Origin of the sequence: Serratia sp. AKBS12, assembly GCF_024793895.1 — a bacterium.
In the GTDB taxonomy this organism is placed as follows: Bacteria; Pseudomonadota; Gammaproteobacteria; order Enterobacterales; family Enterobacteriaceae; genus Serratia_F.
In genome coordinates this window covers 1,618,278-1,644,462 of the sequence record NZ_JANUSB010000015.1, presented here as the reverse complement: position 1 = coordinate 1,644,462, position 26,185 = coordinate 1,618,278, and the positions used below count along the sequence as shown (strand labels likewise).

25 protein-coding genes are annotated in these 26,185 nt (G+C 57.0%); 12 read left to right on the top strand and 13 right to left on the bottom strand.

Annotation, left to right across the window (positions count from 1 at the left end; genetic code table 11):
• The first annotated feature begins 52 nt into the window (after positions 1-52).
• From NYE85_RS17575 to NYE85_RS17555, 5 genes are all read left to right on the top strand, one after another.
• Complete coding sequence (locus tag NYE85_RS17575) at positions 53-1,471, top strand: glutamine synthetase family protein (RefSeq protein WP_259006004.1); 1,419 nt, start codon at positions 53-55, stop codon at positions 1,469-1,471.
• Positions 1,472-1,600: 129 nt separating this feature from the next.
• A complete protein-coding gene (locus NYE85_RS17570) occupies positions 1,601-2,968 on the top strand; it encodes an APC family permease (RefSeq protein ID WP_259006003.1) in 1,368 nt (455 codons plus the stop codon).
• A gap of 212 nt (positions 2,969-3,180) precedes the next feature.
• The gene (gene yddG / locus NYE85_RS17565) at positions 3,181-4,071 is read left to right on the top strand and encodes an aromatic amino acid DMT transporter YddG (RefSeq protein WP_259006002.1); all 891 of its coding nucleotides are present in this window, start codon (positions 3,181-3,183) and stop codon (positions 4,069-4,071) included.
• An 85-nt stretch (positions 4,072-4,156) separates the two neighbouring features.
• Positions 4,157-4,429 (top strand): hypothetical protein, encoded by a 273-nt coding sequence (locus NYE85_RS17560; protein WP_259006001.1) that lies wholly within the window; start codon positions 4,157-4,159, stop codon positions 4,427-4,429.
• Positions 4,430-4,803: 374 nt separating this feature from the next.
• Positions 4,804-5,679 carry a nucleoside-specific channel-forming protein Tsx gene (locus NYE85_RS17555; RefSeq protein ID WP_004963834.1) on the top strand — a complete coding sequence of 292 codons (876 nt, stop codon included), beginning with the start codon at positions 4,804-4,806 and terminating at the stop codon, positions 5,677-5,679.
• A 50-nt stretch (positions 5,680-5,729) separates the two neighbouring features.
• Here NYE85_RS17555 and NYE85_RS17550 read toward each other — a convergent pair whose 3' ends face one another.
• Positions 5,730-5,909 (bottom strand): hypothetical protein, encoded by a 180-nt coding sequence (locus NYE85_RS17550; RefSeq protein ID WP_259006000.1) that lies wholly within the window; start codon positions 5,907-5,909, stop codon positions 5,730-5,732.
• 470 nt (positions 5,910-6,379) lie between these two features.
• Between NYE85_RS17550 and NYE85_RS17545 the strand changes: the two genes are divergently transcribed.
• The gene (locus tag NYE85_RS17545) at positions 6,380-6,889 is read left to right on the top strand and encodes an RcnB family protein (protein ID WP_259005999.1); all 510 of its coding nucleotides are present in this window, start codon (positions 6,380-6,382) and stop codon (positions 6,887-6,889) included.
• 122 nt (positions 6,890-7,011) lie between these two features.
• Entirely contained in the window at positions 7,012-7,542 is a 531-nt protein-coding gene (locus NYE85_RS17540; RefSeq protein ID WP_259005998.1) for a chorismate mutase, read from the top strand.
• 6 nt (positions 7,543-7,548) lie between these two features.
• Here the strand turns inward: NYE85_RS17540 and NYE85_RS17535 are convergent, their stop codons facing one another.
• The 4 genes from NYE85_RS17535 to hutC form a co-directional block, all read right to left on the bottom strand.
• Entirely contained in the window at positions 7,549-9,087 is a 1,539-nt protein-coding gene (locus NYE85_RS17535; RefSeq protein WP_259005997.1) for a serine hydrolase, read from the bottom strand.
• A 345-nt stretch (positions 9,088-9,432) separates the two neighbouring features.
• Positions 9,433-10,236, bottom strand: coding sequence for an N-formylglutamate deformylase (hutG, locus tag NYE85_RS17530; protein WP_259005996.1), 804 nt, complete (start codon positions 10,234-10,236; stop codon positions 9,433-9,435).
• A complete protein-coding gene (gene hutI / locus NYE85_RS17525; protein WP_259005995.1) occupies positions 10,233-11,453 on the bottom strand; it encodes an imidazolonepropionase in 1,221 nt (406 codons plus the stop codon). The genes hutG and hutI overlap by 4 nt, the downstream gene beginning before the upstream one ends.
• Before the next feature lie 140 nt (positions 11,454-11,593).
• A complete protein-coding gene (gene hutC / locus NYE85_RS17520; RefSeq protein WP_405050681.1) occupies positions 11,594-12,379 on the bottom strand; it encodes a histidine utilization repressor in 786 nt (261 codons plus the stop codon).
• Positions 12,380-12,514: 135 nt separating this feature from the next.
• On the opposite strand from hutC, the gene NYE85_RS17515 reads away from it, so the two are divergent.
• Complete coding sequence (locus tag NYE85_RS17515; RefSeq protein WP_259005994.1) at positions 12,515-13,885, top strand: formimidoylglutamate deiminase; 1,371 nt, start codon at positions 12,515-12,517, stop codon at positions 13,883-13,885.
• The gene (locus tag NYE85_RS17510) at positions 13,885-14,469 is read left to right on the top strand and encodes a HutD family protein (RefSeq protein WP_259005993.1); all 585 of its coding nucleotides are present in this window, start codon (positions 13,885-13,887) and stop codon (positions 14,467-14,469) included. The genes NYE85_RS17515 and NYE85_RS17510 overlap by 1 nt, the downstream gene beginning before the upstream one ends.
• A gap of 332 nt (positions 14,470-14,801) precedes the next feature.
• Here the strand turns inward: NYE85_RS17510 and NYE85_RS17505 are convergent, their stop codons facing one another.
• Positions 14,802-16,109, bottom strand: a complete 1,308-nt coding sequence (locus tag NYE85_RS17505; protein ID WP_259005992.1) for an MFS transporter — start codon at positions 16,107-16,109, stop codon at positions 14,802-14,804.
• Positions 16,110-16,296: 187 nt separating this feature from the next.
• Complete coding sequence (gene pckA, locus NYE85_RS17500; protein ID WP_259005991.1) at positions 16,297-17,916, bottom strand: phosphoenolpyruvate carboxykinase (ATP); 1,620 nt, start codon at positions 17,914-17,916, stop codon at positions 16,297-16,299.
• A gap of 433 nt (positions 17,917-18,349) precedes the next feature.
• On the opposite strand from pckA, the gene NYE85_RS17495 reads away from it, so the two are divergent.
• The gene (locus NYE85_RS17495; RefSeq protein ID WP_259005990.1) at positions 18,350-19,693 is read left to right on the top strand and encodes a 2-hydroxycarboxylate transporter family protein; all 1,344 of its coding nucleotides are present in this window, start codon (positions 18,350-18,352) and stop codon (positions 19,691-19,693) included.
• Positions 19,694-19,839: 146 nt separating this feature from the next.
• Here NYE85_RS17495 and NYE85_RS17490 read toward each other — a convergent pair whose 3' ends face one another.
• The gene (locus tag NYE85_RS17490; RefSeq protein WP_259005989.1) at positions 19,840-20,049 is read right to left on the bottom strand and encodes a hypothetical protein; all 210 of its coding nucleotides are present in this window, start codon (positions 20,047-20,049) and stop codon (positions 19,840-19,842) included.
• A 124-nt stretch (positions 20,050-20,173) separates the two neighbouring features.
• Positions 20,174-20,266, bottom strand: coding sequence for a small membrane protein YniD (gene yniD / locus NYE85_RS17485; protein WP_233092464.1), 93 nt, complete (start codon positions 20,264-20,266; stop codon positions 20,174-20,176).
• A gap of 337 nt (positions 20,267-20,603) precedes the next feature.
• Here yniD and NYE85_RS17480 point away from each other — a divergent pair, with 337 nt between their 5' ends.
• Positions 20,604-20,996, top strand: a complete 393-nt coding sequence (locus NYE85_RS17480; protein WP_259005988.1) for an ASCH domain-containing protein — start codon at positions 20,604-20,606, stop codon at positions 20,994-20,996.
• A gap of 4 nt (positions 20,997-21,000) precedes the next feature.
• Positions 21,001-21,600 (top strand): hypothetical protein, encoded by a 600-nt coding sequence (locus tag NYE85_RS17475; RefSeq protein ID WP_259005987.1) that lies wholly within the window; start codon positions 21,001-21,003, stop codon positions 21,598-21,600.
• Between the two features lie 51 nt (positions 21,601-21,651).
• Here the strand turns inward: NYE85_RS17475 and NYE85_RS17470 are convergent, their stop codons facing one another.
• From NYE85_RS17470 to NYE85_RS17455, 4 genes are all read right to left on the bottom strand, one after another.
• A complete protein-coding gene (locus NYE85_RS17470; protein WP_004963781.1) occupies positions 21,652-21,900 on the bottom strand; it encodes a DUF1480 family protein in 249 nt (82 codons plus the stop codon).
• A gap of 135 nt (positions 21,901-22,035) precedes the next feature.
• A complete protein-coding gene (locus NYE85_RS17465) occupies positions 22,036-22,968 on the bottom strand; it encodes a spore coat protein U domain-containing protein (RefSeq protein WP_259005986.1) in 933 nt (310 codons plus the stop codon).
• Between the two features lie 18 nt (positions 22,969-22,986).
• Complete coding sequence (locus NYE85_RS17460) at positions 22,987-25,299, bottom strand: fimbria/pilus outer membrane usher protein (RefSeq protein ID WP_259006363.1); 2,313 nt, start codon at positions 25,297-25,299, stop codon at positions 22,987-22,989.
• 125 nt (positions 25,300-25,424) lie between these two features.
• Positions 25,425-26,183: a molecular chaperone gene (locus NYE85_RS17455; protein WP_259005985.1), complete on the bottom strand. Its 759-nt coding sequence runs from the start codon at positions 26,181-26,183 to the stop codon at positions 25,425-25,427.
• Positions 26,184-26,185 lie beyond the last annotated feature (2 nt).

Here is a 26,185-nt window from a genome sequence, read left to right as displayed (position 1 = left end):
CGACCGTAAACGGTTGTGAAAACCACTGAGCAAACATAACGGCGGGTGACCCATGCAGACCAACATCGTAGAAGTGGAAAACTTTGTTCAACACAGTGAAGAAAGGCGAAGTAGCATGTTCCAGCGCGAAGTGAACAAATATCTGGAACGTTATCCGTTAACCCAGCACATTGATGTGTTACTGACCGATCTGAACGGCAGCTTCCGCGGCAAGCGCATCCCGGTTGCGGGTTTGAGCAAGCTGGAGAAGGGGTGTTACTTCCCGGCCTCGGTATTCGCGATGGATATCCTGGGCAATGTGGTCGAAGAGGCCGGGCTGGGGCAGGAACTGGGCGAGCCGGATCATATCTGTGTTCCGGTGCCGGGTAGCCTGACACCGTCGGCAGCGGATCCGCAGTATATTGGCCAGGTGTTGCTCACCATGCTGGATGAAGATGGCACTCCCTTTGACGTTGAACCGCGCAATGTGCTGAACCGTATATGGCAGCGCTTGCGGCAGCGCGGGTTGTCTCCCGTGGTAGCGGTAGAGTTGGAGTTCTATCTCATCGATCGCCAGCGCGACGCCGAAGGCTATCTACAACCGCCTTGCGCGCCAGGCACCCAGGAGCGCAACACCCAGAGCCAGGTGTATTCGGTAGATAATCTCAACCATTTTGCCGATGTGCTGAGTGACATCGACCAACTGGCTCACCTGCAAGGCATTCCGGCGGACGGTGCGGTGGCAGAAGCGTCCCCCGGTCAGTTCGAAGTCAACCTGCATCATACCGGCGACGTGCTGCAAGCCTGCGACCACGCATTGGCGTTGAAGCGCCTGATCCGCATGGTGGCTGAAAACCACAACATGCATGCCACCTTTATGGCCAAACCCTATGAAGAGCACGCCGGCAGTGGCATGCATATCCATATCAGCATGCTGGACAATGAGGGAAGTAACGTATTTGCCGATGCCGACGGTGAAGATTCAGCACTGTTGAAACAGGCGCTGGCGGGCATGATCGCGCTGATGCCGGCGTCGATGGCGCTACTGGCACCAAACGTCAACGCCTATCGGCGTTTTCAGCCGGGCATGTACGTGCCGACGCAGGCGTCGTGGGGGCATAATAACCGCACGGTGGCGCTGCGCATTCCCTGTGGCGATCGCGACAGCCATCGGGTGGAATACCGGGTGGCCGGCGCGGACGCCAACCCCTATCTGGTGATGGCAGCAGTGCTGGCCGGCATCGTATATGGATTGGACACCCCATTGTCGTTGCCGGAGCCGGTTACCGGCAACGGACTGGAGCAGGAGGGGCTGCCGTTCCCGATCCGCCAGAGCGATGCGCTGTACGAGTTTGAGCACCAACCGGTGTTGCATAACTTGCTTGGCGAACGCTTCACTCATGTTTACCTGGCCTGTAAAACCGATGAATTGGTGCAGTTTGAACGCCTGATCACCGAAACCGAAATTGAGTGGATGCTGAAAAACGCCTGATTCCGCCTATTTGCTCTCTCGCGCGCGTCAGGCGTATTCTGTCGGCTATCCTGTGGCCCGACGAGGCTGCGCGCTGCGGTTAACCATTTCTTCCAATTGAGCGTACAGGGCGCTGGTGAGGAAATTCCCATGACAACAAATGTCATCGATGGTAATGACGCGGATAAGCCGCAATTACGCAAGTCGCTCAAGCTGTGGCAAGTGGTGATGATGGGCCTGGCCTATCTGACACCAATGACGGTTTTTGATACTTTCGGCATCGTTTCCGGCATCACCGACGGCCATGTGCCGGCGTCCTATCTGTTCGCGTTGGCCGGGGTGCTGTTCACCGCCATCAGCTACGGCAAACTGGTGCGCCAGTTTCCCACTGCCGGCTCGGCGTATACCTATGCGCAAAAGGCAATTAATCCGCACGTTGGTTTTCTGGTTGGGTGGTCCTCGCTGTTGGACTATCTGTTTTTGCCGATGATCAATACGCTGTTGGCAAAAATCTACCTTACCGCGCTGTTTCCCGAGGTTCCCCCTTGGGTATGGGTGGTCGGTTTCGTGTTCATCATGACGGCGATCAACCTGAAAAGCGTCAACGTGGTTGCCAACTTCAATACGCTGTTCGTTCTGGCGCAGATCATGATTATCGTGGTATTCATTTTTCTGGTGGTTCAGGGCCTGCACAGCGGCGAAGGACTAGGAACGGTGTGGAGTCTGCAACCGTTCGTCAGTGAAAACGCCCACCTGTTACCGATTATCACCGGTGCCACCATTTTGTGTTTTTCCTTTCTGGGCTTTGACGCGGTTACCACGCTGAGCGAGGAAACGCCCAATGCCGCCAAAGTGATCCCGCGCGCCATTTTCCTGACGGCATTGTACGGCGGGGTGATTTTCATCAGCGTCTCGTTCTTTATTCAGCTGTTTTTCCCTACTATCGAGCGTTTCAAACAGCCGGATGCGGCATTACCGGAAATAGCGCTGTACGTGGGCGGCAAACTGTTCCAGTCGATCTTTCTGTGCACCACCTTTATCAATACTCTGGCGTCCGGTCTGGCATCGCATGCCAGCGTGTCGCGCTTGCTGTACGTAATGGGGCGCGACAACGTCTTCCCGGAAAAGCTGTTCGGTTACATTCACCCGAAATGGCGCACCCCGGCGCTGAACGTGCTGATGGTTGGCGCCGTGGCGTTGTCTGCGTTGTCCTTTGACCTGGTGACCGCTACCGCGCTTATCAACTTTGGTGCCTTGGTGGCGTTTACCTTCGTTAACCTGTCGGTGATCAGCCATTTCTTTATTCGTGAGGGACGCAACAAAACCTGGAAGGATCGCTTCCATTTCCTGATTTTGCCGCTGGTCGGTGCACTGACGGTCGGCGTGCTGTGGCTGAATCTGGAAAAGAGCTCGCTGACCATGGGGTTATGCTGGGCGGCACTGGGCTTCGCCTATCTGGTATACCTCACCCGGCGCTTCCGCCAGCCGCCGCCACAGTTTGAACGGCAAACTCAATAGTGATACTGTCACTTTTTTGCCTGGGCACCCGTCTCGCCGCCTAAGCGGGAAGCCGACGGGTAGCCCGGCCGCGCCGACGCTGCGTTGCCTTACGGCCTGACTCAGCGGCTTGCTTGCCGCAACGGGGTAGCCGAGCCGGGTTTCACTTTTATTCTTTGCTTGGCCGTTGTACAGTCAAACGCTGGTTGAAATGAATTCATTGGAAGAGTCAAATGCCTGCGATATCCACGACTTACCGCGCCACGCTGATGGGGTTATTGGCGATTGTCCTGTGGAGCAGCGTCGTCGGCCTGATTCGCAGCGTCAGCGAAGGGCTGGGGCCGATTGGCGGCGCGGCGATGATCTACAGCGTGGGGGCGATTTTCCTGCTGGTGGTGATGGGGCTGCCCAGACTAAACCACTTTCCCAAACCCTACCTATTACTCGGCAGCCTGCTGTTCGTCACTTATGAGATCTGTCTTTCCTTATCATTGGGCTACGCCAGTAACCGGCTGCAGGCGATCGAACTTGGCATGATCAACTACCTTTGGCCGAGTCTGACGGTATTAATGGCCATTGTGTTCAATGGCCAAAAGGCCACGCTGTGGGTGATTCCAGGGCTATTGCTGGCACTGGTGGGCATTGGGTGGATCATGAGCGGCGAGGGGGGCTGGTCGCCGGTGCAAATGCTGGCAAACGTTCACAGTAACCCGCTCAGTTATTGCCTGGCATTCAGCGGCGCGGTTATCTGGGCGGTTTATTGCAATGTCACCCGGCGTATTGCCCAGGGGCATAACGGCGTGGTGGTATTCATTATCCTGACTGCGCTGGTGCTGTGGCTGCACTATGCCTTCAGCAATGAGTCTGCCTTGCATTTCACCCTACCGGTCACCGGGACGCTGCTATGCGCCGGGATGGCGATGGGAACCGGCTATGCAGCTTGGAATATTGGCATCTTGCATGGCAACATGACGCTATTGGCCACGGCATCGTATTTTACCCCGGTGTTGTCATCGGTGTTTGCGGCGCTACTCCTTAGCACCTCACTGACGGTGAGTTTCTGGCAAGGCGTAGTGATGGTGATTTTGGGTTCGCTGATATGCTGGCGAGCAACCTGCGGATAAACGCAGATATTTTATGCGGCTCCCGGCGTCTGGCCTAAAATCAGCTAAGCTCAAATTACGTCTTCTGTCAGAAGGAACGTGAACCATGAGAAGCGATGTGCAGTTTATTCAGCAGCCCATTATCGACGATCAGAACTTTGGCCGGGGCGATACGGTGCGGCTCACTACCGCCAACCTGCGCCACGAATATCAGCTTGACGTCAGCATCTTGCGTCGCGAAGACAAGCGCATTATTGGTACGGTGATCGCTGCCGCGCCGAAAACGGATATTCCACCCAAAGAGTGGGAAATTGCCCGTGGCGAAGAAGTGGTATTTCGCGACGACAATATAGCCAAAGCGGTTCCTGGCGCCCGTTAGCTCACTCAGTTTTATACCATTGCCCCCCATTTTCTGCCGGCTGCGCGCCGGCATTTTCTGTCTGAAAATGTAATCTGGCCGAGAGTCCGATGCTGGTGAAATCAGGCACAAATCCTGCATGAAAATCATCCACTCATGACAAAAATCACAGCGATTGTGAATTTGCATGAAACATAATTTGACAAATGTGAACGCAATCGATTACCTATTCGCGAAATGGGTGACTAGATCACAGAATATTACACTCGGTGATTTCTATAATGCGCGCGGTGAATATGCATTGATTCACCGTTGGTTACGCCAGGTGTCATTCAGACTCATTTGTCATTTTTTCTAACGGGCAGGAAATGGCCCTTTAAGCATGTGGTAATAAAATGAAAAAAATAGCTCTCGCAGCAGGTGTACTTCTCGCAGCATCGTACAGTGCATCATCAATGGCTGATAGCAAAGACAGTCAATACGTTTCAGATTGGTGGCATCAGAGCGTGAACGTGGTAGGGAGTTACCACACCCGCTTCGGACCACAGTTGAACAACGATGTCTATCTGGAGTACGAAGCGTTCGCCAAGCACGAATGGTTTGATTTCTATGGCTATGTTGATGTGCCAAAATTCTTTGGCGTAGGCAATACGCCAGATCGCGGCATCTGGGACAAAGGTTCACCGCTGTTTATGGAAATCGAGCCGCGCTTTTCCATCGACAAGCTGACCGGCGCCGATCTCAGCTTTGGGCCGTTTAAGGAATGGTATTTCGCCAACAACTACATCTATGACATGGGGCGCAACGATTCATCTCGCCAGAGCACCTGGTATATGGGGTTGGGTACCGACATCGACACCGGTCTGCCAATGAGCCTGTCGATGAACATTTATGCCAAATACCAGTGGCAGAACTACGGTGCCGCCAACCAGAACAGCTGGGATGGCTACCGTTTTAAAGTGAAATATTTCGTGCCGCTGACCCAGCTGTGGGGCGGTAACCTGAATTACATCGGCTTCACCAACTTTGATTTTGGTTCCGATCTGGGCAAGGACGATTTCACCGTCAATGGCCGTCAGGCGCGCACCAGCAATTCCATTGCATCCAGCCATATCCTGGCGCTGAACTACGATCATTGGCATTATTCGGTGGTAGCTCGTTACTTCCATAACGGCGGCCAATGGCAAGATGGCGTAGATATCGGCACGCCGCAGGGGCCAATCAAGTCTACCGGCTGGGGTTATTACCTGGTGGTTGGTTACAATTTCTGATTGTGACACTGAACATAAAAAACCCCGCGTCGGCGGGGTTTTTTATTGCATCACTGTATTTCTTCGGCAGGCAGGTGCTTAACCGGCATCACCAGTCGCCCCTTGATGACATAGCATTCATTGTCGATCCAGCGGCGGATTTGGTCGCTGCTCACGCCTTCCGCTTGCGCGTAGCGGTGAAGATCGCCGTTAAAATGTAGAGTGATGTATTCCATGAGGGTCATTTGCATTACTTTTGCTCCTGAACGCCCACCCGTTGCCAACCTGGCCACCGCGGGAGGTTAAGGTTTCTCAGCCGTCAAATTTAAGGTATTAACCACGAAATCTCAACATAAAGCACCAGTTAGGTGCAGACGCGGTCAAAAGAGAAAAAGAGTCCCGCAACAAGCGGCGGGAAAGTGATGTGTCTTATCCTGTTTGGATCACATGAAAATTTGAGGCGTGACGAAAAAGAGCATGCTAACTCTTTTTTGTTACCTGACCAACGTACGGCATCGCTTATTACGCCGCAAGAAAAATCTGAGGAAAGCACTCAGTAAAACCGAATGATTATGCGTTGTATAATGCTAGCGTCGGTCGCAACGGCCTTGGTGGCCGTTATCTAGCTGATAGCGGGAAACACTATAAGAGTTTTCCGTATACTTTATAAGGTAAACTACACTTATAGTAATCGCAGTTCCCCCACGCAGGAAGTTACATCATGAAAAAACGTCGTATGACCCTGACAGCACTGGCTCTGTGCGTATCATTAGGTATGAGCGCAGCACCGGTTTTCGCCGATAAAGGCGGTAACGGCAACGGCGGCGGCAATGGTAACGGCCATGGCAACAGTGCAAATCATGGCAACCATGGCAACGGTAATGGCAATGGAAACGGTAAAGGTAACGGCGGCGATCATGCCAAAGGCAAACAGGGCAAGGGCGGCAATAGCGACCTGGTGTCCGTAAACCTTTCTTACGATCGCGTTCGCCCGCTGGCCCTCAACTATGGTCTGACCGGCTATCAGGCTCTGCCTCCGGGTATCGCCAAGAACCTGGCACGCGGTAAGCCGCTGCCTCCGGGCATCGCCAAGAAAGCCGTACCGGCGTCCTTGCTGGGCCAACTGCCGCATTATCCTGGCTATGAATGGCGCGTTGCCGGTGACGATCTGGTGCTGGTAGCGCTCAGCACGGCAATTGTCGCCTCCGTCATCAACGGTGTTTTTGACTAGCCCGCGAACAAACATACCAAGCCCTGCTTCGGCAGGGCTTTTTTGTGGGCAAAATTAAGATGACCCGCCTGAGCGCATTGCATTATATTGCCTGATTCGCAGACGGAAAAAGCAGAGTGATTATGTTTAAAATTATGCTGATAGCGGGTTTACTGTGCAGTTTCTCCACGTTGGCGAGTGAGGCTATGCCGATCGCCGAAACCGTCAACCAGCGTCTGTCATTTATGAAAGACGTGGCCGGCTATAAAGCGCAGCAGCATTTACCGATTGAAGATCTGGTGCAGGAAAGCAAAGTGTTGGCCACTACCCAGGCCGAAGCCGAAACGCTGGGGCTGGATGCTGCCACGATTAAACCGTTTATAATGGCGCAAATGGATGCCGCCAAGGCGATTCAATACCGTTACCGGGCCGACTGGTTGTCGCAGCCGGAACAACGCTGGCAGCCGCGCCCGCTAAATCAGGTGCGGCCGCAGATCGCGCGCCTGAGCAGTGAACTACTGCAACGGCTGGTGCAGCGCTTGCAGGTTGGACCGATTAGCGAAACAGAGCGTCAGGGGTTCGTCAACGGGCTGCAACAGCATAACCTGAGCGATGCCGATAAACAGCGGTTGTTTGACGCGCTGCTGGCGGTGAGAATCCGCAGCACGCCGTAGTCTGGTTTAGTCGGCATGGCCAGTGGTGCTGCGTTGGAAGGTCAGCACCCGGCTGCGGTTGGCGATCAGATCGACGCTATAACCACGGAAATACAGACAGAAACGTTTTAGCCAGGGGCCATCCTGCAATTCGACCAGCATACGGCCATGGCCCAGCGAACTTAACCTGCCGATCTGCGCCGCAGGGCCAACGCCGATATGTATCCGATCGCCGCGGATTTCAAACGCGGTACGATATTGCGGGTGATACCACACTCCCTGTACGTGTCTCAGGCAGTCGTTATTCAGCGTTACTGGCAAGAAATGCCGTGTGACATGGCCCACTTCGCCTTCGACCGCTTCTCCATTCCACCTCAGACGCATTGGCATGTGCGCCGATAGCGACACGGCATAGCCGTCCGGCCCTTGGTACAGTGGTTCACCGATCCCCAAATAGGCAACGTTGCCGCCGTTGACTTCCAGCCAGTAGGGTTCTGCCACGCTGGCGTAAATGCCATCGGGAATGGCATGACTGCGCGGCGGCAGGGTTTCCCCCAACAAGGCGGCCATCACCTGCAAGGCGATGTTGAAACTGTCGCAATCTTCGCGATTGGCTACCAGAACCATGCCCGCGCTGCGATCGGCCGCCAGCAGGAAGTGGGTTTTATAACCGGCATGTGAACCACCGTGACCCAGCAGGCGTTGTGCTCCCAGCGAGGTATGCGCCAGGCCGAGGCCATAATCGCTGGGCTGGCCGTTGGCTAAACGCCGCACTGTGCTTAACTGCGCCAGTACGCCAGCGCCTGGTCCGCGGTCCGCCAGCAGAGATTGCAACCAGCGGGTCAGGGCGTTGGCGCTGCCGGTCAGACTGCCTGATGCAGACAGGTGTAGCCCGTTGCTGGCCAACTGCCAGCCGTGTGGCGTGGGCCAATAGCCGGGCACCAGTTCAGGAACGATATCGAACCAGCTCTCCGGCGCCCGCAGCTGTACCTTCAGTGGCTCGGCGATATGCTGTTGCACCAGCCGATCAAACGTATGACCTTGCGCGTTCAGCGCGGCTTCCACCAGTCGATAGCCGGTATTGCTGTAGCTGATTTCACTACCTGCCGGGAAGTTGAGCCGGTTGAGGCCATAGACAAACTCCAGCACCGGCGCGGCATCGCTGACGGTATAGCCAGAAATACCAAGCAGGCCGAGGGTTTCACGTACGTCGGGCAAGCCACTGGTCATATCCAGCGCCTGGCCGACGCGAACATCTGCCAATTCGCCGCGCAGACGCGGCAGCAGATCGCCAATACGTTGATCGAGCTGCAACGCGCCATCAACGGCGTTAAGCGCCAGCGCAGCGAAGATATGCTTGGTGACCGATGCGTAACGAACCACGCTGTTGGCGCTAAAGGGGGTACCCTGGGCCAGATCGGCCAGCCCGGCGCAGGTGACCGCCTGCGTCTGCTCGGCGTCAAACAGGACAATCGCGCCACCGGGCTCGCCTGGGCGTTGCCAGTCGGCCAGCAGCCGTTCGGCGACAGCATGGGCTCGGCGCCAGTTTAGCGGGATATCGGACATGGTAGCCTCCAGAGTGACATGACGGACTGCATCAATTCCAGTCTCAGCAGATGGCTATTGGGACTGATAGGGATTGGCACGGTTCAGTCAGATGTTTCTTATTCTGCCGTGGGCAGTGGTTTTGCGCCGATTGTGGCGCAGCACGCGTGCCGACAGCCGCCGTTTTGTGCGCTGGAGCAAAACGGGAACGCTGTTTTAGTTAAAATTGCGAAGCAGTACGCAAATTGCATATCAGATGCCAGCATGCCAGCGTTGCTGGCGCTTAACCGGGTGCAGCAGGACGGGGCAGGGAGAGGGGCAGGACACCTCCGGGCCAAGGTAGTGGCGACCCGGAGGTGAGAGCAATCAGCGTTGCGCTGCGCCCCAGGCAAGCATGGTTTCAAGTAATTGCTGCAACAGGTGCTGTAACGGCGCGGCCCGTTCGGCATCAAAATCAAACGGGTATTGTTCGGACATATAGTTCACCTGCGCCAACTCTAACTGCACCGCATGCTGGTTTGCAGCCGGTTTGCCATAGGCACGCGTGATATAACCACCTTTAAAGCGGCCATTAAGCACATAACTGAAGCGTTGTTGCGCTTCGCAGCGGCTCAGCAGTCGGTCGCTTAGTGCGGCGGCACAGCTTTCACCTCCGTTGGTGCCGAGATTGAGATCCGGCAGTTGGCCGTCGAACAGGCGCGGGATCACCGAGGCGATAGAGTGGGCATCAAACAGCATGGCGTAGCCGTGTCTGGCTTTCAAGCGTGCCAGCTCATCCTGTAATTGTTGATGATAGGGCTGCCAGATATGTTGTAAATAGCCGGCGCGCTCCTGCTCTGACGGTGCTTTACCCGGCAGGAAACTGGCGCGGCCATCAAACAGCACGTCGGGGAACAGACCGGTAGTGGCGGTGGTATACAGCGGCTTGTCGTCAGACGGGCGGTTAAGATCGATAACAAAACGCGAATAATTGCCCACCAGCAGGCTGGCACCCATCGCCCGGGCGAAATCATACAGCTGGGGTATGTGCCAGTCGGTATCAGACAGCGGCCGCGCATCGTCGGTCAGGCCAGCTTCAACCACGGGCGTCAACTGGGTGCCGGCGTGCGGAATGCTGATCAGCAGCGGCAGAGTACCGGTATGAAACTGAAACGGATCGCGAATGGTCATTGACGTACTTCTCCTCGGAAAATCACCGTACAGGGCAGTTGCCCACCCAACCAATAAGCCAGCTCAGCCGGGCGTGATAACGGCCAATGGACAAAATCCGCCACTTTGCCGCTTTCCAGCGAACCGTGGCTGTGCTGTAACCCCAATGCCCTGGCGGCATTGAGGGTGACGCCGGCCAGCGCTTCTTCCGGCGTCAGACGGAACAGCGTGCAGGCCATGTTGATCATCAGGCGCAGCGACAGGGCTGGCGAAGTGCCCGGGTTGGCATCGCTGGCGATGGCCATCGTCACCTGATGTTTACGGAACAGCTCGATCGGCGGGCACTGGGTCTCACGCAGCAGGTAATAAGCGCCCGGTAGCAATACCGCCACGGTACCGGCGGCGGCCATCGCCTGTGCATCCTGTTCGGTGGCATATTCGAGGTGATCGGCAGACAGGGCGTGATGACGCGCCGCCAGCGCGCTCCCCCCCAGCGCAGACAGCTGTTCGGCGTGCAGTTTGACCGGCAGACCGGCGCGCTCGGCGGCGGCGAAGACCTTTTCCACCTGCTGCGGCGAAAAGGCCAAATGCTCGCAAAAGGCGTCAACCGCATCCGCGAGCCCGGCCGCTGCGGCTTCGGGAATGATGGTGTCGCACACCAGATTGATATAGTCGTCAGCTCGACCGGCGTATTCCGGTGGCAATGCATGGGCTGCCAGGCAGGTGGTTTTTACCTCGACCGGCAGCAGTTCGCCCAATTGGCGTGCCACCCGCAGCATTTTCAGTTCGCTTTGCGGCGTCAGGCCATAACCGGACTTGATTTCAACGCAGGTCACGCCTTCGGCCAGCAGCGGTTTCAGGCGAAACAGCGCCTGCTGCAACAGCTGTTGTTCGTCGGTTTCGCGGGTGGCCTTCACGGTGGAGACGATACCGCCTCCCTGTGCGGCGATCTCGGCGTAGCTGACACCGTTCAGTCGCTGCTCGAATTCGGCGCTGCGATCGCCGCCAAATACCAGATGAGTATGGCAGTCCACCAGACCAGGGGTAATGATGCCGCCGTCAAATTCTACCGTTTTGGTTGCGGTAATCGCCGGCAGCGCCGCACGCTGGCCAATCCAGACGATGTTACCGTCGCGTACCGCGATGGCCCCGTCGTGCAGGATGTGATATTTACCGTCGCGCATGGTGACAAGGTCTGCGCCAGACCACAGGCTGTCGCAGTGAATTTCGGAGGACATGGTGACCAACTCCCACATGGTTGTATATACAATTAAAAACAACCTAGCGCATTCACCGGCATGCGGCAAGAGGAGGGCGGGAAATTTGTTATCAGGATGTGATCACAGGTGGCTAACAGGGGGCTGTCGCCCCCGTCAACTTACACCTCGTTGGTGAAGCGGCCAAACAGCTGATAACGGCTGCCGGGATACAGCAGGCGCGCAGAGGTCACTACGGTTTTCCCCGACCAGGTGCGGCGATGAATCAGCAGGCAAGGTTCGTGATCCTCCAACTGCAACAGGTCGCGCTCGTGACGGGTTGGCGTCACTGCTTCGACGATATGTTCGCCGGCGGTCAGCGGCGCGGCCTGGGTCAGGTAGGTGTAGGGCGTAACCCGGTCGAAATTCTGCGTCATATAATCGGGTGCCACCAGTGGATTGACGCAGCGGTTTTCCAACTGCACCGGCATCTCGTTTTCGTAATGGACGATCTGCGAGTAAAACAGTTGTTGCCCCGGCGAAATGCCCAGTGCGCCGGCTTCTTCTTCGCTGGCGGCTCGTGCCTTGAACTCCAGGATCTTGCTGCTATGGCGATGACCCCGAGCGGCGATTTCATCGGCGATGTTATGTACTTCCAACAGCGCGGTATGCGCTTTGGCTTCGGCAACAAAGGTACCTACGCCCTGCATGCGGATCAGGAATCCTTCGCTGGTCAGTTCACGCAGCGCGCGGTTAATGGTCATACGGCTGACGCCAAGCTCGGCCACCAGTTCGCTTTCCGACGGGACGCGCTGATGCGGTTGCCAATGACCCGCGCGGATTTGATTGACGATAGCCTGCTTCACCCGCTGATAGATGGGGGCAGGGGTATCGCTCATTGCAGCAGCCAGCTGTAATACGGTCGGTTGATCCACCACGACGTTAACCTCGTCAAATAAAAATATCATAACACCAGTTTACTGTTGCTGCTGGCGTATGTATATGTATATACAAGTAGTGGCCAATTAACCAGAATTATACAATTGGCTTACAAATGCGCGTGCCGCGCGCTTTCGCCTTTATACCAACGTTGGAATACTGCCATGCCTGCTTATTTTGCTTCCCGTGCATTGCTTGCCACCGGCTGGGCCCATGATGTCCGGCTGGACGTCGACGCCCACGGTTTTCTTGCCAGGGTTACCCCAAAGTCGAACCCGGAAGGCTGTTTACGCCTACAGGGAGACGTGGTTCCCGGCATGCCCAACCTCCATTCTCATGCGTTTCAACGCGTGATGGCCGGGTTGGCGGAGGTGGCTGGCAACCCACAGGACAGTTTCTGGACCTGGCGCGATCTGATGTACCGTCTGGTACAGCGTCTGACGCCGGAACAGGTCGAAATCATCGCGCGCCAACTGTACATCGAAATGCTTAAAGGGGGTTACACCCAGGTAGCGGAGTTCCATTATCTGCATCACGATGCGCGCGGCAAGGCGTATGCCGATCGCGGCGAAATGACCGGGCGGCTCAGCCAGGCGGCACGGCAGGCGGGTATCGGCATGACGCTGCTGCCGGTATTGTACAGTTACGCCGGCTTTGGCGCGCAGCCGGCGCAGGATGGACAGCGACGTTTCATTCAGGACGTTGACGGTTATCTGGCGCAGCAGCAAACCCTTGCCGGGCAACTGGCCGGCGTGCCGTTGCAGAATCACGGGCTATGCTTCCACTCGTTGCGCGCCGTGGAACTCAGCCAAATGGAGCAGGTGCTGGCCGCCTCCGACAGCACGCTGCCGGTACATATTCACATTGCCGAACAGCAGAAAGAGGTCAACGACTGCCTGAGCTGGAGCGGTCAGCGCCCGGTTGCCTGGCTGTATCAACATCTGCCGGTTGATGCGCGCTGGTGTCTGGTGCATGCCACCCATCTGGACGACGCTGAACTGGCGCAATTGGCGCATAGTCAGGCGGTAGCCGGGCTGTGCCTGACCACCGAGGCCAATCTCGGTGACGGCATTTTCCCGGGTGACCGCTATCTGCAACAGCAGGGGCGCTGGGGGATCGGCTCCGACAGCCACGTTTCCCTCAACGTGGTGGAAGAGCTGCGCTGGTTTGAATATGGTCAACGGCTGCGCGATCGGCGTCGCAATCGTTTGACCACCGCACAACAGCCAGCGGTAGCGGATGTGCTGTACCAGCAGGCGTTGCAGGGGGGGGCGCAAGCATGCGGTGTGGCAATAGGTCAGCTGAGTGTCGGTTATCGTGCCGACTGGCTGGTGCTGGACGGCGACGACCCCTACCTTGCTGCCGCGCCGGATGACTCAATTCTTAATCGCTGGCTGTTCGCCGGCGGCAAAGAGCAAATTCGCGACGTGTTTGTCGGCGGCCGGCAGGTGATTGAACAAGGGCGGCATGCGTTACAGCAGCAGAGCAGCGCCGCGTTTATGCAGGTGTTGAAAACCTTCCAGCAGGAGGCGTGATGCCGTTTCACCGTTTCGAATTCAACCAACTGCCGGTCAGCCCATGGCGTAACGGTGGCGGTGAGACACGCGAAATCGTCAGCCTGCCGCTCGGCAATGCGGATTTTGACTGGCGCGCCAGCATTGCCACCATCGCCCAGGCGGGGCCATTTTCTGCCTTCAACGGTATCGATCGTTCGATCACGCTGCTGGAAGGTGACGGCGTGCATTTATACAGTGCCGGTCAGATCGATCATCGTTTGACGACGATTGGCGAACCGTTTGCCTTTTCCGGTGACCTGGAAGTACAGGCGCACTTACCGGGCGGCAGCAGTCAGGATTTCAACATCATGACGCGACGCGGGCGCCAAAGCGCCGATGTGCAGCCTATCGCTGTCACTACGGCGTTGCCAGCTGGCCATGCCGGCGTGATCTACGTATTGCGTGGCGACTGGCAATTGCGACAGCCGCAGCCGCTTACGCTGAGTACCCGGCAGGGCGGCTGGTGGTCGGCGATGGACGGTGCCTGTCAACTGGCGCCGTTGACGCCAAACGCGTTGGCGTTATGGGCTGACATCAGGCCGCATAATCCGAGTGGTGGCTAACGGCGGCGGTAAAGCCCTGGGCGCGTAGAAAGCGTGCCCGGCGTCCAGTTCGACAAACGCGCAATCGGCATCGACTGGCGGTGCAGCGGATCGTGGCTGATGGCAGGCCCCCCAATGCTTTGAGCCGCAGAATACATCATACGGATCGGGCCGAAGCCGAACATATGCAGTGCCACCGCGCTACTGGCCAGCAACAGGCCTGGCGTGATACCGATGCGTTTGACCAGCAGCGGGGCGAGGAATAGCCACCGGCCTCGAGAAACACCTCATTTGCGTTGCGCGCGCGCCATCACGAAATAGGCTATGGCCCCCGCTAACAGGGCCATTAGCCATTATCGTTCGTTCAGCGAGCGCAAATGGTCGTCGCGTCGCAGGGTCATCAGAGCCAGCAGGCTGACTAACGAGGTGGCGACTACGTAGTAGGCAGGGATATCAATATTGCCGGTTTGTTTGATCAAGCCGGTGATGATCAGTCCGGCGGAGCCGGAAAACACCGCATTGGACAACGAATAGGCCAGCCCGAGGCCGGTATAGCGTACCCGGGTCGGGAACATTTCCGCCAGCATCGCCGGGCCGGGGCCGGCCAGCAGACCAACCACCGCACCGGCGGTCAGCACGGCGATGCCTTTGATTGCCAGCGACGATTGCGTGTCTTGCAGCAGATGCAACAGCGGAAAGGTAAACAGGATCACCGCAAGCATGGCGGTCAGCATCACCGTTTTACGCCCCCAGCGGTCGCTGAGTATGCCGGCAGGCAGGATGGTCAGGGCAAAACCGACGTTGGCCAGCACGGTAGCCACCAGCGCCTGCTGGAAGGTAGCGTGCAGCGAGGTTTGCAGATAGGAGGGCATTACCACCAGGAAGGTATAACCGGCGGCCGACCAGCCCATCATGCGACCAATGCCGAGCAGGATGGTGGTCACCACGCCACGCAGGCTGGCCGCCGGCGCGGTGTCGGTCCGAGGCGCCCGTTGCGCCTGGGTAAAGGTCGGGGTTTCTTCCAGCTTCAGACGCAGCCACAGCGCCACCGCGCCCATGGGCAAGGCCAGCAGGAAGGGGATGCGCCATCCCCACTGGTATAATTGTTCCTTGCTCAGCAGTGCGGCCAGCAATGTTACCAATCCGGCGCCGGCCAGTAACCCGAGCGCCACGGTAAGCGATTGCCAGGCACCGTATTGTCCACGTTTACCGGGCGGGGCAAATTCGGTCATCAACGACACCGCACCGCCAAACTCCCCGCCGGCAAACAGCCCTTGCAACATGCGCAGCAGCGTCAGCAGCAGCGGTGCGGCCACGCCAATGGCGGCATAGGTCGGCATTACGCCGATTAGCGCCGTGGCCAGCGTCATCAGCAGCAGTACCGCGATCAGCGTCGGGCGGCGGCCAATGCGGTCGCCGATACGCCCAAAGATCACCGCGCCGATCGGCCGGCAGAAAAAAGCCAGCGCGAACGCGGCGTAGGTCAGTATCAGGCTGGTGATCTCACTTTCGCCTTGCAGGGTGAAAAAGTTGGCGGCGATGACGGTAGCCAGAAAACCGTAAACGCCGAATTCATACCATTCAATAAAGTTGCCAACCGAACCGGCCAGCAATGCCTGTCGTGAACGACGGGCATCGATTACCGCTGTATGCGCTGCCATTGCCTTCCCCGTTAATCTGTTATTGTTCGACCGTTCTAAATTTAGATGGCAAAACAATCAATTGATTTCTGCGGTAAATGCGATCGTGGCCGGATCGGATGGCTCACGGGTAGCCAGATAGACGTGAACGGAGCATGACGGACTACCCCGGCAGGCTGGAGCAAGGGCACCGGGGCGCCCTTGTCGTTTACAGCGTCGGCCCGGCCCCCAGCAGCTTTTCACCGGCTGGGGTAACGGTGTATTTGGCGAAGTTGTCGATAAAGCGCTGTGCCAGATCTTCGGCCTTTTCTTGCCACAGCGATTCGTCGGCGTAGGTTTTGCGTGGGTCAAGAATCGACGGATCGACTCCCGGCAATGCGGTCGGCACCGCCAGCCCAAAAATTGGCAGGGTAAAGGTGTCGGCCTGATCGATATCGCCGCTCAATATGGCGTCGATAATGCCGCGTGTGTCCTTGATCGAGATTCGCTTGCCGCTGCCGTTCCAGCCGGTATTGACCAGATAGGCCTGGGCGCCGGCAGCCTCCATGCGTTTCACCAGCACTTCGGCATACCGGGTGGGGTGCAGCGTCAGAAATGCCGCGCCAAAACAGGCGGAGAACGTTGGCGTCGGCGTGGTGATGCCGCGTTCGGTGCCGGCCAGCTTGGCGGTGAAGCCGGACAGGAAGTGATACTGGGTTTGTTCCGGCGTCAGGCGTGACACCGGCGGCAGTACGCCGAAGGCGTCAGCGGTAAGGAAAATGATTTTCTGCGCATGGCCCGCTTTTGATACCGGTTTGACGATGTTGTCGATATGGTAAATCGGGTAGGACACGCGGGTGTTTTCCGTTTTGCTGGCGTCGTCGAAATCGACGGTGCCATTGTCACGCACCACCACGTTCTCCAACAGCGCGTCGCGGCGAATTGCCTGGTAAATCTCCGGTTCGGCCTGCGGCGACAGCTTGATGGTCTTGGCGTAGCAGCCGCCCTCGAAGTTGAATACGCCGTCGTCATCCCAGCCGTGCTCGTCATCGCCGATCAACTGGCGTTTTGGATCGGTGGACAGCGTGGTCTTGCCGGTACCGGACAGGCCAAAGAACACCGCCACGTCGCCTTGCTCGCCGACGTTGGCCGAGCAGTGCATCGAGGCGATGCCCCGCAGCGGCAGCAGGTAGTTCATGATCGAGAACATGCCTTTCTTCATTTCGCCGCCGTACCAGGTGCCGCCAATCAGCTGCATACGTTCGGTCAGGTTAAAGGCAACGAAGTTTTCAGAGTGCATGCCCTGTTGCTGCCAGTCCGGATTGGTGCACTTGGCGCCGTTCATCACCACAAAGTCCGGCTCAAAGTCTGCCAGCTCGCCGTCGCTGGGGCGAATGAACATGTTTTTTACAAAGTGCGCCTGCCAGGCGACTTCGGTAATGAAGCGTACCTTCAAACGGCTATCGGCGTTGGCGCCGCAGAATGCGTCCACGATAAACAGGCGCTTGCCGGACAGTTGTTCGCCAACCCGCGCTTTCAACTGCTGCCAGACCTCTGGCGACAGCGGCTGGTTGTCGTTTTTACCGGTACCGTTATCGGACCACCAGACGGTGTCGCGGGTCGTGTCGTCGCGCACGATATATTTGTCTTTTGGCGAACGACCGGTGAATTCACCGGTATCCACATTGACGGCACCCAGGCTGGTCAGGGTGCCGCGCTCCAGTGCCGGCAGGCCGGCGCGCGTCTCTTCGTTGAACAGCAGTTCATAGCTCGGGTTGTAGACGACATCGATTGCGTGGTGAATACCATAACGTGCGAGGGTTTGAGGGGTAACAGCGGTTGAAGACATATTCTACTTCCTTATTGGCGATATTATGCCCGTTTTCAATATGCTGCCGCGCATTGAAATACGGGTTCAGATGTAGCTGACCGGATTCAGCGTGCACCGTTCCGATTCTTATTAATGAAAGGCCTGACGACAGGCTTTCCCGTATAGCATAGCAGCGAATTTTTGACTGATTAATTTAATTACAAAACGCTGACGATAATTAATTAAAATCAACCTTGGCGCAGCCTCACAATATTTAATTTACGTGGGTTAATTTTGTTCTGATTTTTTATTTTTTATCATATCGTCTGGGTTGTCTAGTGTTTTACCCACAAATAAGAATCCATCCCATCCGCTTGCGGGGTTGTGATTAGTTGTTGTTTTTATTTATTAATTTAACTGATTGCCATTCGGCGGAGCTCTTCAGTCCCGACACTTTTCAGCAGGGTGAATAATGAAACAGTTAAACGCAGAACTTGCCTGTGAGAAAAATACAGCGCAATCGGACTCATCCGGAATAATTAACCAAATACGTCAGCTGGATATCGGTGCGGTGCCGATAGCCTTGTTCATCACTATTAGCGCCATCGTGGCGGTTTCCGCTTATGCCAACTTTTTGCCCAAAAACATGATCGGCGGGTTGGCGGTGATCATGACGCTGGGTTTTGCATTGGCGCAATTAGGCAAAAGCATACCGCTGCTGCGCGATATTGGTGGTCCGGCAATTTTATGCCTGATGGTACCGTCGGTACTGGTGTACTTTGGCCTGTTTCAGCCGAACGTCATGGCTACGGTGCATTTGCTGATGAAGGATGCCAACCTGCTGTATTTCGTTATCGCCAGTCTGGTGGTCGGCAGCATTTTGGGGATGCACCGGGTGATTCTGATCCAGGGCATGATACGGATGTTTGTGCCGCTGGTGGTTGGAACGGTAACCGCGGTGGCTACCGGGCTGTTGGTGGGCCAGCTGTTTGGCTTTAGCTTCTACCACACCTTTTTCTTTATCATTGTGCCGATCATCGGCGGTGGCATTGGCGAGGGGATTCTGCCGTTGTCGCTAGCCTATTCCGCCATTCTGGGCGCCACGCCGGATGTCTACGTTGCGCAACTGGCGCCGGCAGCGGTCATGGGCAACATTTTTGCCATCGTGACCGCCGGGGTGCTGGCGCGGATCGGCATGCAGCGCAAGACGCTGAGCGGTGACGGCATGCTGATCCGTTCGGCACAGGAGAATGCGGTGTTTGCGATAAAACAGCAGAGTGGTCAGGTGGATTTCCAACTGATGGGCGGTGGCCTGCTGGTGATTTGCGCCTTCTTTATCGTCGGCGGGCTGTTTGAGCATATCGTGCACATTCCCGGCCCTGTATTGATGATTTTGTTTGCGGTATTGTGCAAATACTGCCGCATCATTCCGGCCAGCATGGAAACCGGCGCGCACAGTTTTTACAAGTTCGTTTCCGCCGCTCTGGTGTGGCCGCTGATGATTGGGCTGGGCATGCTGTATGTGCCGCTGGAGAGTGTGGTGGCGGTATTCTCGCTTGGCTATGTGATCGTCTGCGGCTCGGTAGTATTGTCGATGGGGGTGGTGAGTTTCCTGATTGCCCCCTATTTGAAAATGTTCCCGGTGGAAGCGGCCATCGTTACCTGCTGTCACAGCGGCCTGGGCGGTACTGGCGACGTGGCGATTTTGTCGGCGTCCAACCGTATGGGGTTGATGCCGTTCGCCCAGATTGCGACGCGTATTGGCGGTGCGTCAACGGTAATTGGAGCAACGCTGCTGTTGGGCTGGCTGATGTAAAGCCTCGGGAGGAAAAATGCCGTCTGAGGATAAAATAGCGATAATTCTTATTAATATCGTTACGTTAGCGTGAGACACTGCCAGCCGGATGCTTGGGCTTGCATACCTTGAGCATCTGCCGAATCGCCAGCCGTCCGGTTGGCGATTCACTTTTCTCCCTTCAGCATATTGATGGCGGCGCCGATCAGGATGCGACGTTCAATATTCTGGCTGGATGCCAGCTGCTGCGAAAGGTGTTCTGCCAGCGATTCTACCGACAGCGCTTGGCCCCGGTGGCGCATTTGCATCACGCTGTCGCCGATTAGCCGCGCCACTTCGTCCCAGACGGGTTTGATCTCCTGTTCCGAGAACATCATCGTTAACCTCGGTTGGGTGATTTTTGCTCAATGTAGCAGTTGGAGCGGCTATTCGCCACCGATGCCGGCGGCAATGGCAAACAACGGAAAGGGGAAGCGAGAACGTGATGTGCGACAGCGGAAATTAACCGAATACCATCGCCGCCCAGCGCAACAGCAGCAGCGCCAGACAGATCAACAACAGAATCAGGAACATTTTCCAGTGCTTGCTGCGCATGCGCTTGCTTGCCACGTATTCCTCCTTATGCCTTACGCGCTGAAATACCAGATGGCTAAAACAACCATGACAATAACGACAAGCGCAATGACTTTTAATAAATCACTGAAGGTGTCATCGTGATCTTTGTCGCTATCTTTCATGTTACCGCCTGGCCGTCGGCCATGGAATGGGTGAACGTCCAGTATGCCTGTTGCGTTGGCACAGGCACAGGGATTTAGGGTAAAAAACCGGTAAAGATGCTGACGGTGCAGTGCATACACACGCAGCGGATGCGGGCAGCGGCCTATCCGGTGTACTATTCTGTTTGCAAAGTGACTCAAACAGGGCAATAAACATGGCGAAGGCGCTACCCAAACAATACGAGAATGCCGAACGTTGGGCATTTGCAGATTCAGAACAGTTGGCAGACCAACTGGCGACGTTGATTGTCAACGGTACCAAGACCGCGACCTGTGCCAACCTGGATCAGGACGGCATTCCACAAAAAGGCGATGTTTTTGTGGTGGTCAACGGCAAGGGTGAGCCGGTTTGCGCGGTGGAATTGACGGCGGTGGAACTGACCAGCTTCGATCAGGTTGACGAGGCGCATGCCTATGCCGAAGGGGAAGGCGATCGGTCGCTGGCCTATTGGCGTCAGGAGCATCAGCGGTTCTTTGAAGCCTACGATCTTTTCTCCCCCAATATGTCGCTGATCCTGATGAATTTCAAGGTGATCGAGACGTTCTGAGGTGATGAACCCGGTACCTTATTGCTGCCAGTGGGCAACGCCGGAACTGGCGGCGCAGCTGATAGCCGGCGATGCCCGGCTGGCCGACGACCGCAACTGGGCGCGCAGCGGGGCGCTGACGCAGGCAGAATACTGTGAGTGGGCCAATCACGTCTGCGGCATGGCTTGCCTGAACATGGTGCTGCGCGATCGTGACGGCGTGGCGCCGCCGGTGTTGGAACTGGCGCGACGCAGTTTGCCGTATGGGGCCTATCAGCGTCAGGGCGATAGCATCAAGGGACTGATCTACGCGCCGTTCGTTCACTATGTTGGGGAACAGTTTGGGCTGCCGGCACAGGTGCACGTCGAACTCAGTGCCCAGCAATTACCGTCGTTACTGGCATCCCGACGTTATTTCATGGCCTCGGTGCATCCGTCTATCCGCCAACCGCACCAGACGCCGCCGCATAAAGGCGGGCATCTGGTGCTGGTAACCGCGGCAGACGGTACCACGTTGCGGTTTCATAATCCCTCGGGAGATAGCCTGGCGACGCGAGAGAACGTGACGATGTCACTTGATGCCTTTGCGCGATTCTTCGCCGGGCGCGGCATCGCGCTGGCATAAAAAAACGCGCTGTGTCTTGTAGCAAACACAGCGCGTTTTCCTTGCGTGCCATCATGCCACGCGCATTACCCAGGCATCGGCCTGACGATCGTAATGCTGTTTGTACAACAGTAATTGTTTGCCATTCAGTACTGCCGGGATGCTGGTATGTTCGTCCCAACCGTCCAACTGCATGCACAAATCAGGATCGGATTTACACGGGATGGTCAGAATGCCTTTGCCTTCGGCCTGTTCGGACGACGTAGACAAATATGCATCATCGACCTCAAAGCTGCCTATTTTCACTACGGATACACTCATGAAGACTCCTTGCTCAAGCGGGGCGTAAGAGGTAAGACCAGTTAGAGGTCGTCATAATGAGCATAGTCAATGGTGCAAAAAATGCCACAGTAAAAATTTAACCTGGCAAAATTGCCGGCATCAGGCTAACCGGGCTCAATATTCCACCACGAAACTGACGTTGTCCTGATAGTCGCCCACCGGTCTTTCGCTTTGCGCCGCATTCACCGCCGCCTTATAGCTGATACTTTGACTCAACCCGGTTCCTGCGCCGCTCTGCTTGTTGTTACTGTCCCAGACGGTGGTGGAGTTGGGCAAATAAATCTGGTATTGCAAAAAATTCGCCGTCCCGTTTTTCATCTGCCGCCAGCCGCCGAGCTGATTATTGCCGTTGGTAAAATAGGTGTTGTAGCCCTCGGTTTTGGTGCAGGTCAGGGTGATGCTCTGAGTGACGGCGTTAAACTGGCCGACCAGCGCCATATTGCCAAAATTGACGTTTGGCGCGCTGCCGATCAGGCAGTCCTTGGTAACGACGGCAGTGACCGATACCGTGCCAGGCACGTCGGTGCCTGTCCAGGCCAGGCAAATGCCCAACAGGCCCAACCCGCAGATGCGATATGTCCAGCTCAGGTTAATTGTGTCGCTATAGGTGCCGGCGCGCACGTTGGCGCCGGCGGTGGTCTGGATATACAACGGCATCGTCATGCTCGACGACACGAAGATCAGCGAGAGCAGGTTCAGTGAGCTGTAATCAATGGTCTGGCCGACAACGTAAGGGTACTGGTAGTTGGCATCGGGGTAGATGCGATAAGGAATTTTGTCGCCTGATCCGTCGGTATTGGCAAGAAACATGGTGTTGGTGGTCGAGAGGATCTTGACCGACACGGTATTCTGCGTCAGCAGCGTCAATCCCAGCCCGGAACAGTTCAAACCGCCGGTACCCTGTGCCCGCAAGGCGGTATTGTATACCGCAAACGAACTGTTGCTGCCGATATTGACCATACCATTGCTGACCGCGCAATCGGCCATTGCCCGATGTCCGGCGGTCAGCGTCAGTGCCAATAAAGCCGCTTTGAATGCTATATTCATCTTCGCTCCTGCTTTATCTTAGCGACAGACGATAGGACCGACGCGCTGCAGTCCCTGTACCGTCGTCAGACTGAACCGTGCTGTACAACGCTGTCCGTCGTCGGCGGAAACAACCTGTAGTTGCGTGTGTTTTGCTACCGGTGACAGATAGGTCATGCCATCCCAGCCAACGTAGCTTTGCTGCTGCTGGCCCATAACCATCACTACGCTGCCATTGGCCAGCGGCTTGCCCTGGGCATCTACCAGTTGCACGTCGGCGGCGGCGATCTTGTCGATCGGGAAATCTACCAAATAGCCGCTGCGCTCGCGGATAGACACGCTTTTATCCACCGTCGGCACCGTGACATCCGCCGGCAGCGTCAAGGGATCTATCTGGAATTTTGCGTGGTAATAGGCAGTGACGGTAGGTACCAGCAGGTAACCATTGCGGTCGGTGACGCCGATCGGCTGGTTCTCGTAGCGTACCGGAATACCGGCATAGCCGTTGGTTGAGACCAGTGCGAAGGCGTCGTTGATGGTATTGGAGGAATACAGTCCGCCATTCATCGCTACCACCGCGCCGCTGACTTCGCCCCAGCGGGTATAATCCTGCTGATTGCCATACAGTCCGGCGCGCATTTCCAGACGCCGTGCGCGCCAGGTGACATCGGCCTGACGATAGCCGCCGTCATGATGCTGGCCGTCGGCGTAGGACAGGTTCCAGCCCAGCCCGCCGTCGGTCGGCGCAGCGCGGCTGTAGCTGACGCGTTCGCTCCAGCGATTATTACTGTCACGGCTGGCGCTGACGCTGGTGGTACCCCAACTGTCAAATGGTACGGTTAACTGCAATTGGCTGCTGTAACCTCTGCTGCCGATTTCGCGGTTGATGGCGGCGTAAAAACTGATGTTGCGCCACAGCGCCACGCTGTAAGAAAAATTCACCAGCCGGGTGCGCTGGCCGATGGTATCCCGTACGTCAAAATAGCCGGCACCAACGCTGCCGAGCCGATCTAGCCCCACGCTGCCGGTGAGCTGATCGCTGCGGCGGCTGAGACGGTAACGGCTTTTATAGGCTGCCAGGTCGCCATAGCCCGCGCTGCGCAGTATACGCTGGGCATTAAGGCTGAAACGCGCATTGCTATAGGTATAGCCAAGACTGGTTTGCTCGCCGTGATGGCTGCCATATTGATCGAGGGGACTGATTTGATCTGACGATAGTACCGGCGTGGGCTGACCGTCGACGAACGCCCCGTTACCGGCCTGACTGAAACTGTAGGAGCTGTTCAACACCCCCCAGTGGCCAAGGCGCACGCCGCTGCCGACGCCTGTCACCAGTAAGTCGGCGGCGCTTTCAGCACGCCCCTCGAGCGTCAGCCAATCAGTGACGCCGTAACGACCGCTGCTGCTGGCGACCCATTGGCCGTAGTCGCTCGAGTGAATGCCATAGCTGCGGCGCAGTGCGCCACTGGCCAGGTTGAAGTCGCTGCTGCCGGCCTTGAGTAGCGTGTTGGCGACATAAAAGGGCACCACGGTGCTCACCTGACGGCCAAGCGCATCGGTGGTTACCACCGTTGCCTGCCCGGCGCCGTTGACATAGGGGATGGCATCCAGCGTGAACGGGCCTGGATTGACCGCCACCGAGCTGTTCTTGTAGCTGTTGATATACAGATCGACGCTGGTGGGCAGAGCGGCCTGACCGGAAAATTGCGGCAAGGGATAGGTGATCAAATCTGGTCGGGTAGCGAAGTTACGCGCCAGTTGCAGCCCGCCAATCCGCACGGCACTGGTCCAGGGCAATGCGCCGGTGGCCAGATCGCCGAGGGTATAGCTCAGCATGCGTCTGTCGTCGGTATAGCGCCACTGACTGTCGTAGCGCATATAGCCGCTGTCCGGGGAGGCTCCGTCGCCATTGAAACCGTGGCGCAGGATGCCGGTATTGGCAATCACGCCGAAACCGTCAAACAGCCGCTGTTCGCTCCAGGCAGAAACCAGCCCCGGCTGACCCGCGCTGCCGTTCTGGCTGGCATAAACGTCATAGTTAAACAGAAATCCCAAACTGCTGTGGGCCTGTATCGCCGTCTCGGGGTTGTTGGCGGCAATATGCTGCCGTGGCAACCAGTCATTGGGGATATCAATTAATAATTGCTGACTCTCTCCGCTATAACGCACGTTAACCTCGGCAAGCCGATCTACGGCAATTTCCGTGGCCTGGCGATCGGCCACCGGCAGCCCGGCGTCGAGCATTTGTTGCGGCGTCAGATAATAATGACCGTCGCGAAAATTGACCGGTACCACGTTACCGGTCTGCCGGCCGTTCACCACCGGCTCCAGATATAGCGTCGCGTCAGGCATGACGATACTGGCGGGGGCAGGCGGCAGCCGATCGGCCATCGCAGCCGGCAGCCACAGGCCGCCAAGCGTGCAGCAAACCCAGCCGGCAAGCCGAGTGCGAATGAATGTGTGCAACGGTTTGCCACTCAATAAGCGGGAATGGCAACGGGCTGCTGGTTGTCGTTAATCTGCGCGCGCAGTTCGCCCGAGGCAACGCCGGTGGCCGCCGGTAACGGGAAGCGCATTTGCGAGCCAGGCAGCACATAGCCCAGCAAACCGGCGTTCAGCGTCTTGCCTTGCAGGGTGACTTTTGACAGGCGGGCGTGTACGTGGCCCTGATTGCGCACCTCCAGCCAGCGTTTGCCATTTTGCTGCAGTAGACGATATGCCAGCTTTGGCTGCGAGGCGCTGGCATAATCACGTGGGCTCTGGTAATCCTGTTTGGTCCACACGCCGTCGCCGCTAACGAACAACGGTACGGAATAGCGCATCTGGAAGTTCAAGCCCAGTTGCGCGCCTTGCGCCTGCTCCGCGTCTTGCTTGAGCGGTACTTCATCGATCAAGATGCGATAGGCGCGCTCCTGACCCGCCGGTACCGGCGTCTGGCGTATCAGGCGGATCAACTGGCGTTTGCCGGGGGCAATGGTAGCAACCGGCGGGCTGGCCACCACCTCGGTTTGCATCCGGTAGTCATCCTCGCCCGCGGTCTGTTGCCAGCCCAGCACGCGAATCTGCATATATACCTGTTTGGCGTCACGGTTTTCCAGCCACAGCGCGCTGGCCGGCTGCTGACTTTCAATCACCGGGTCGATGGGCCAAATAAGAATGGACGCGGCGGCAAGCGCCTGCTGTTGAGTGGCCAGCAACAGACCTACCACCAGCGGTAGCCGAACATGGATGCGCATAC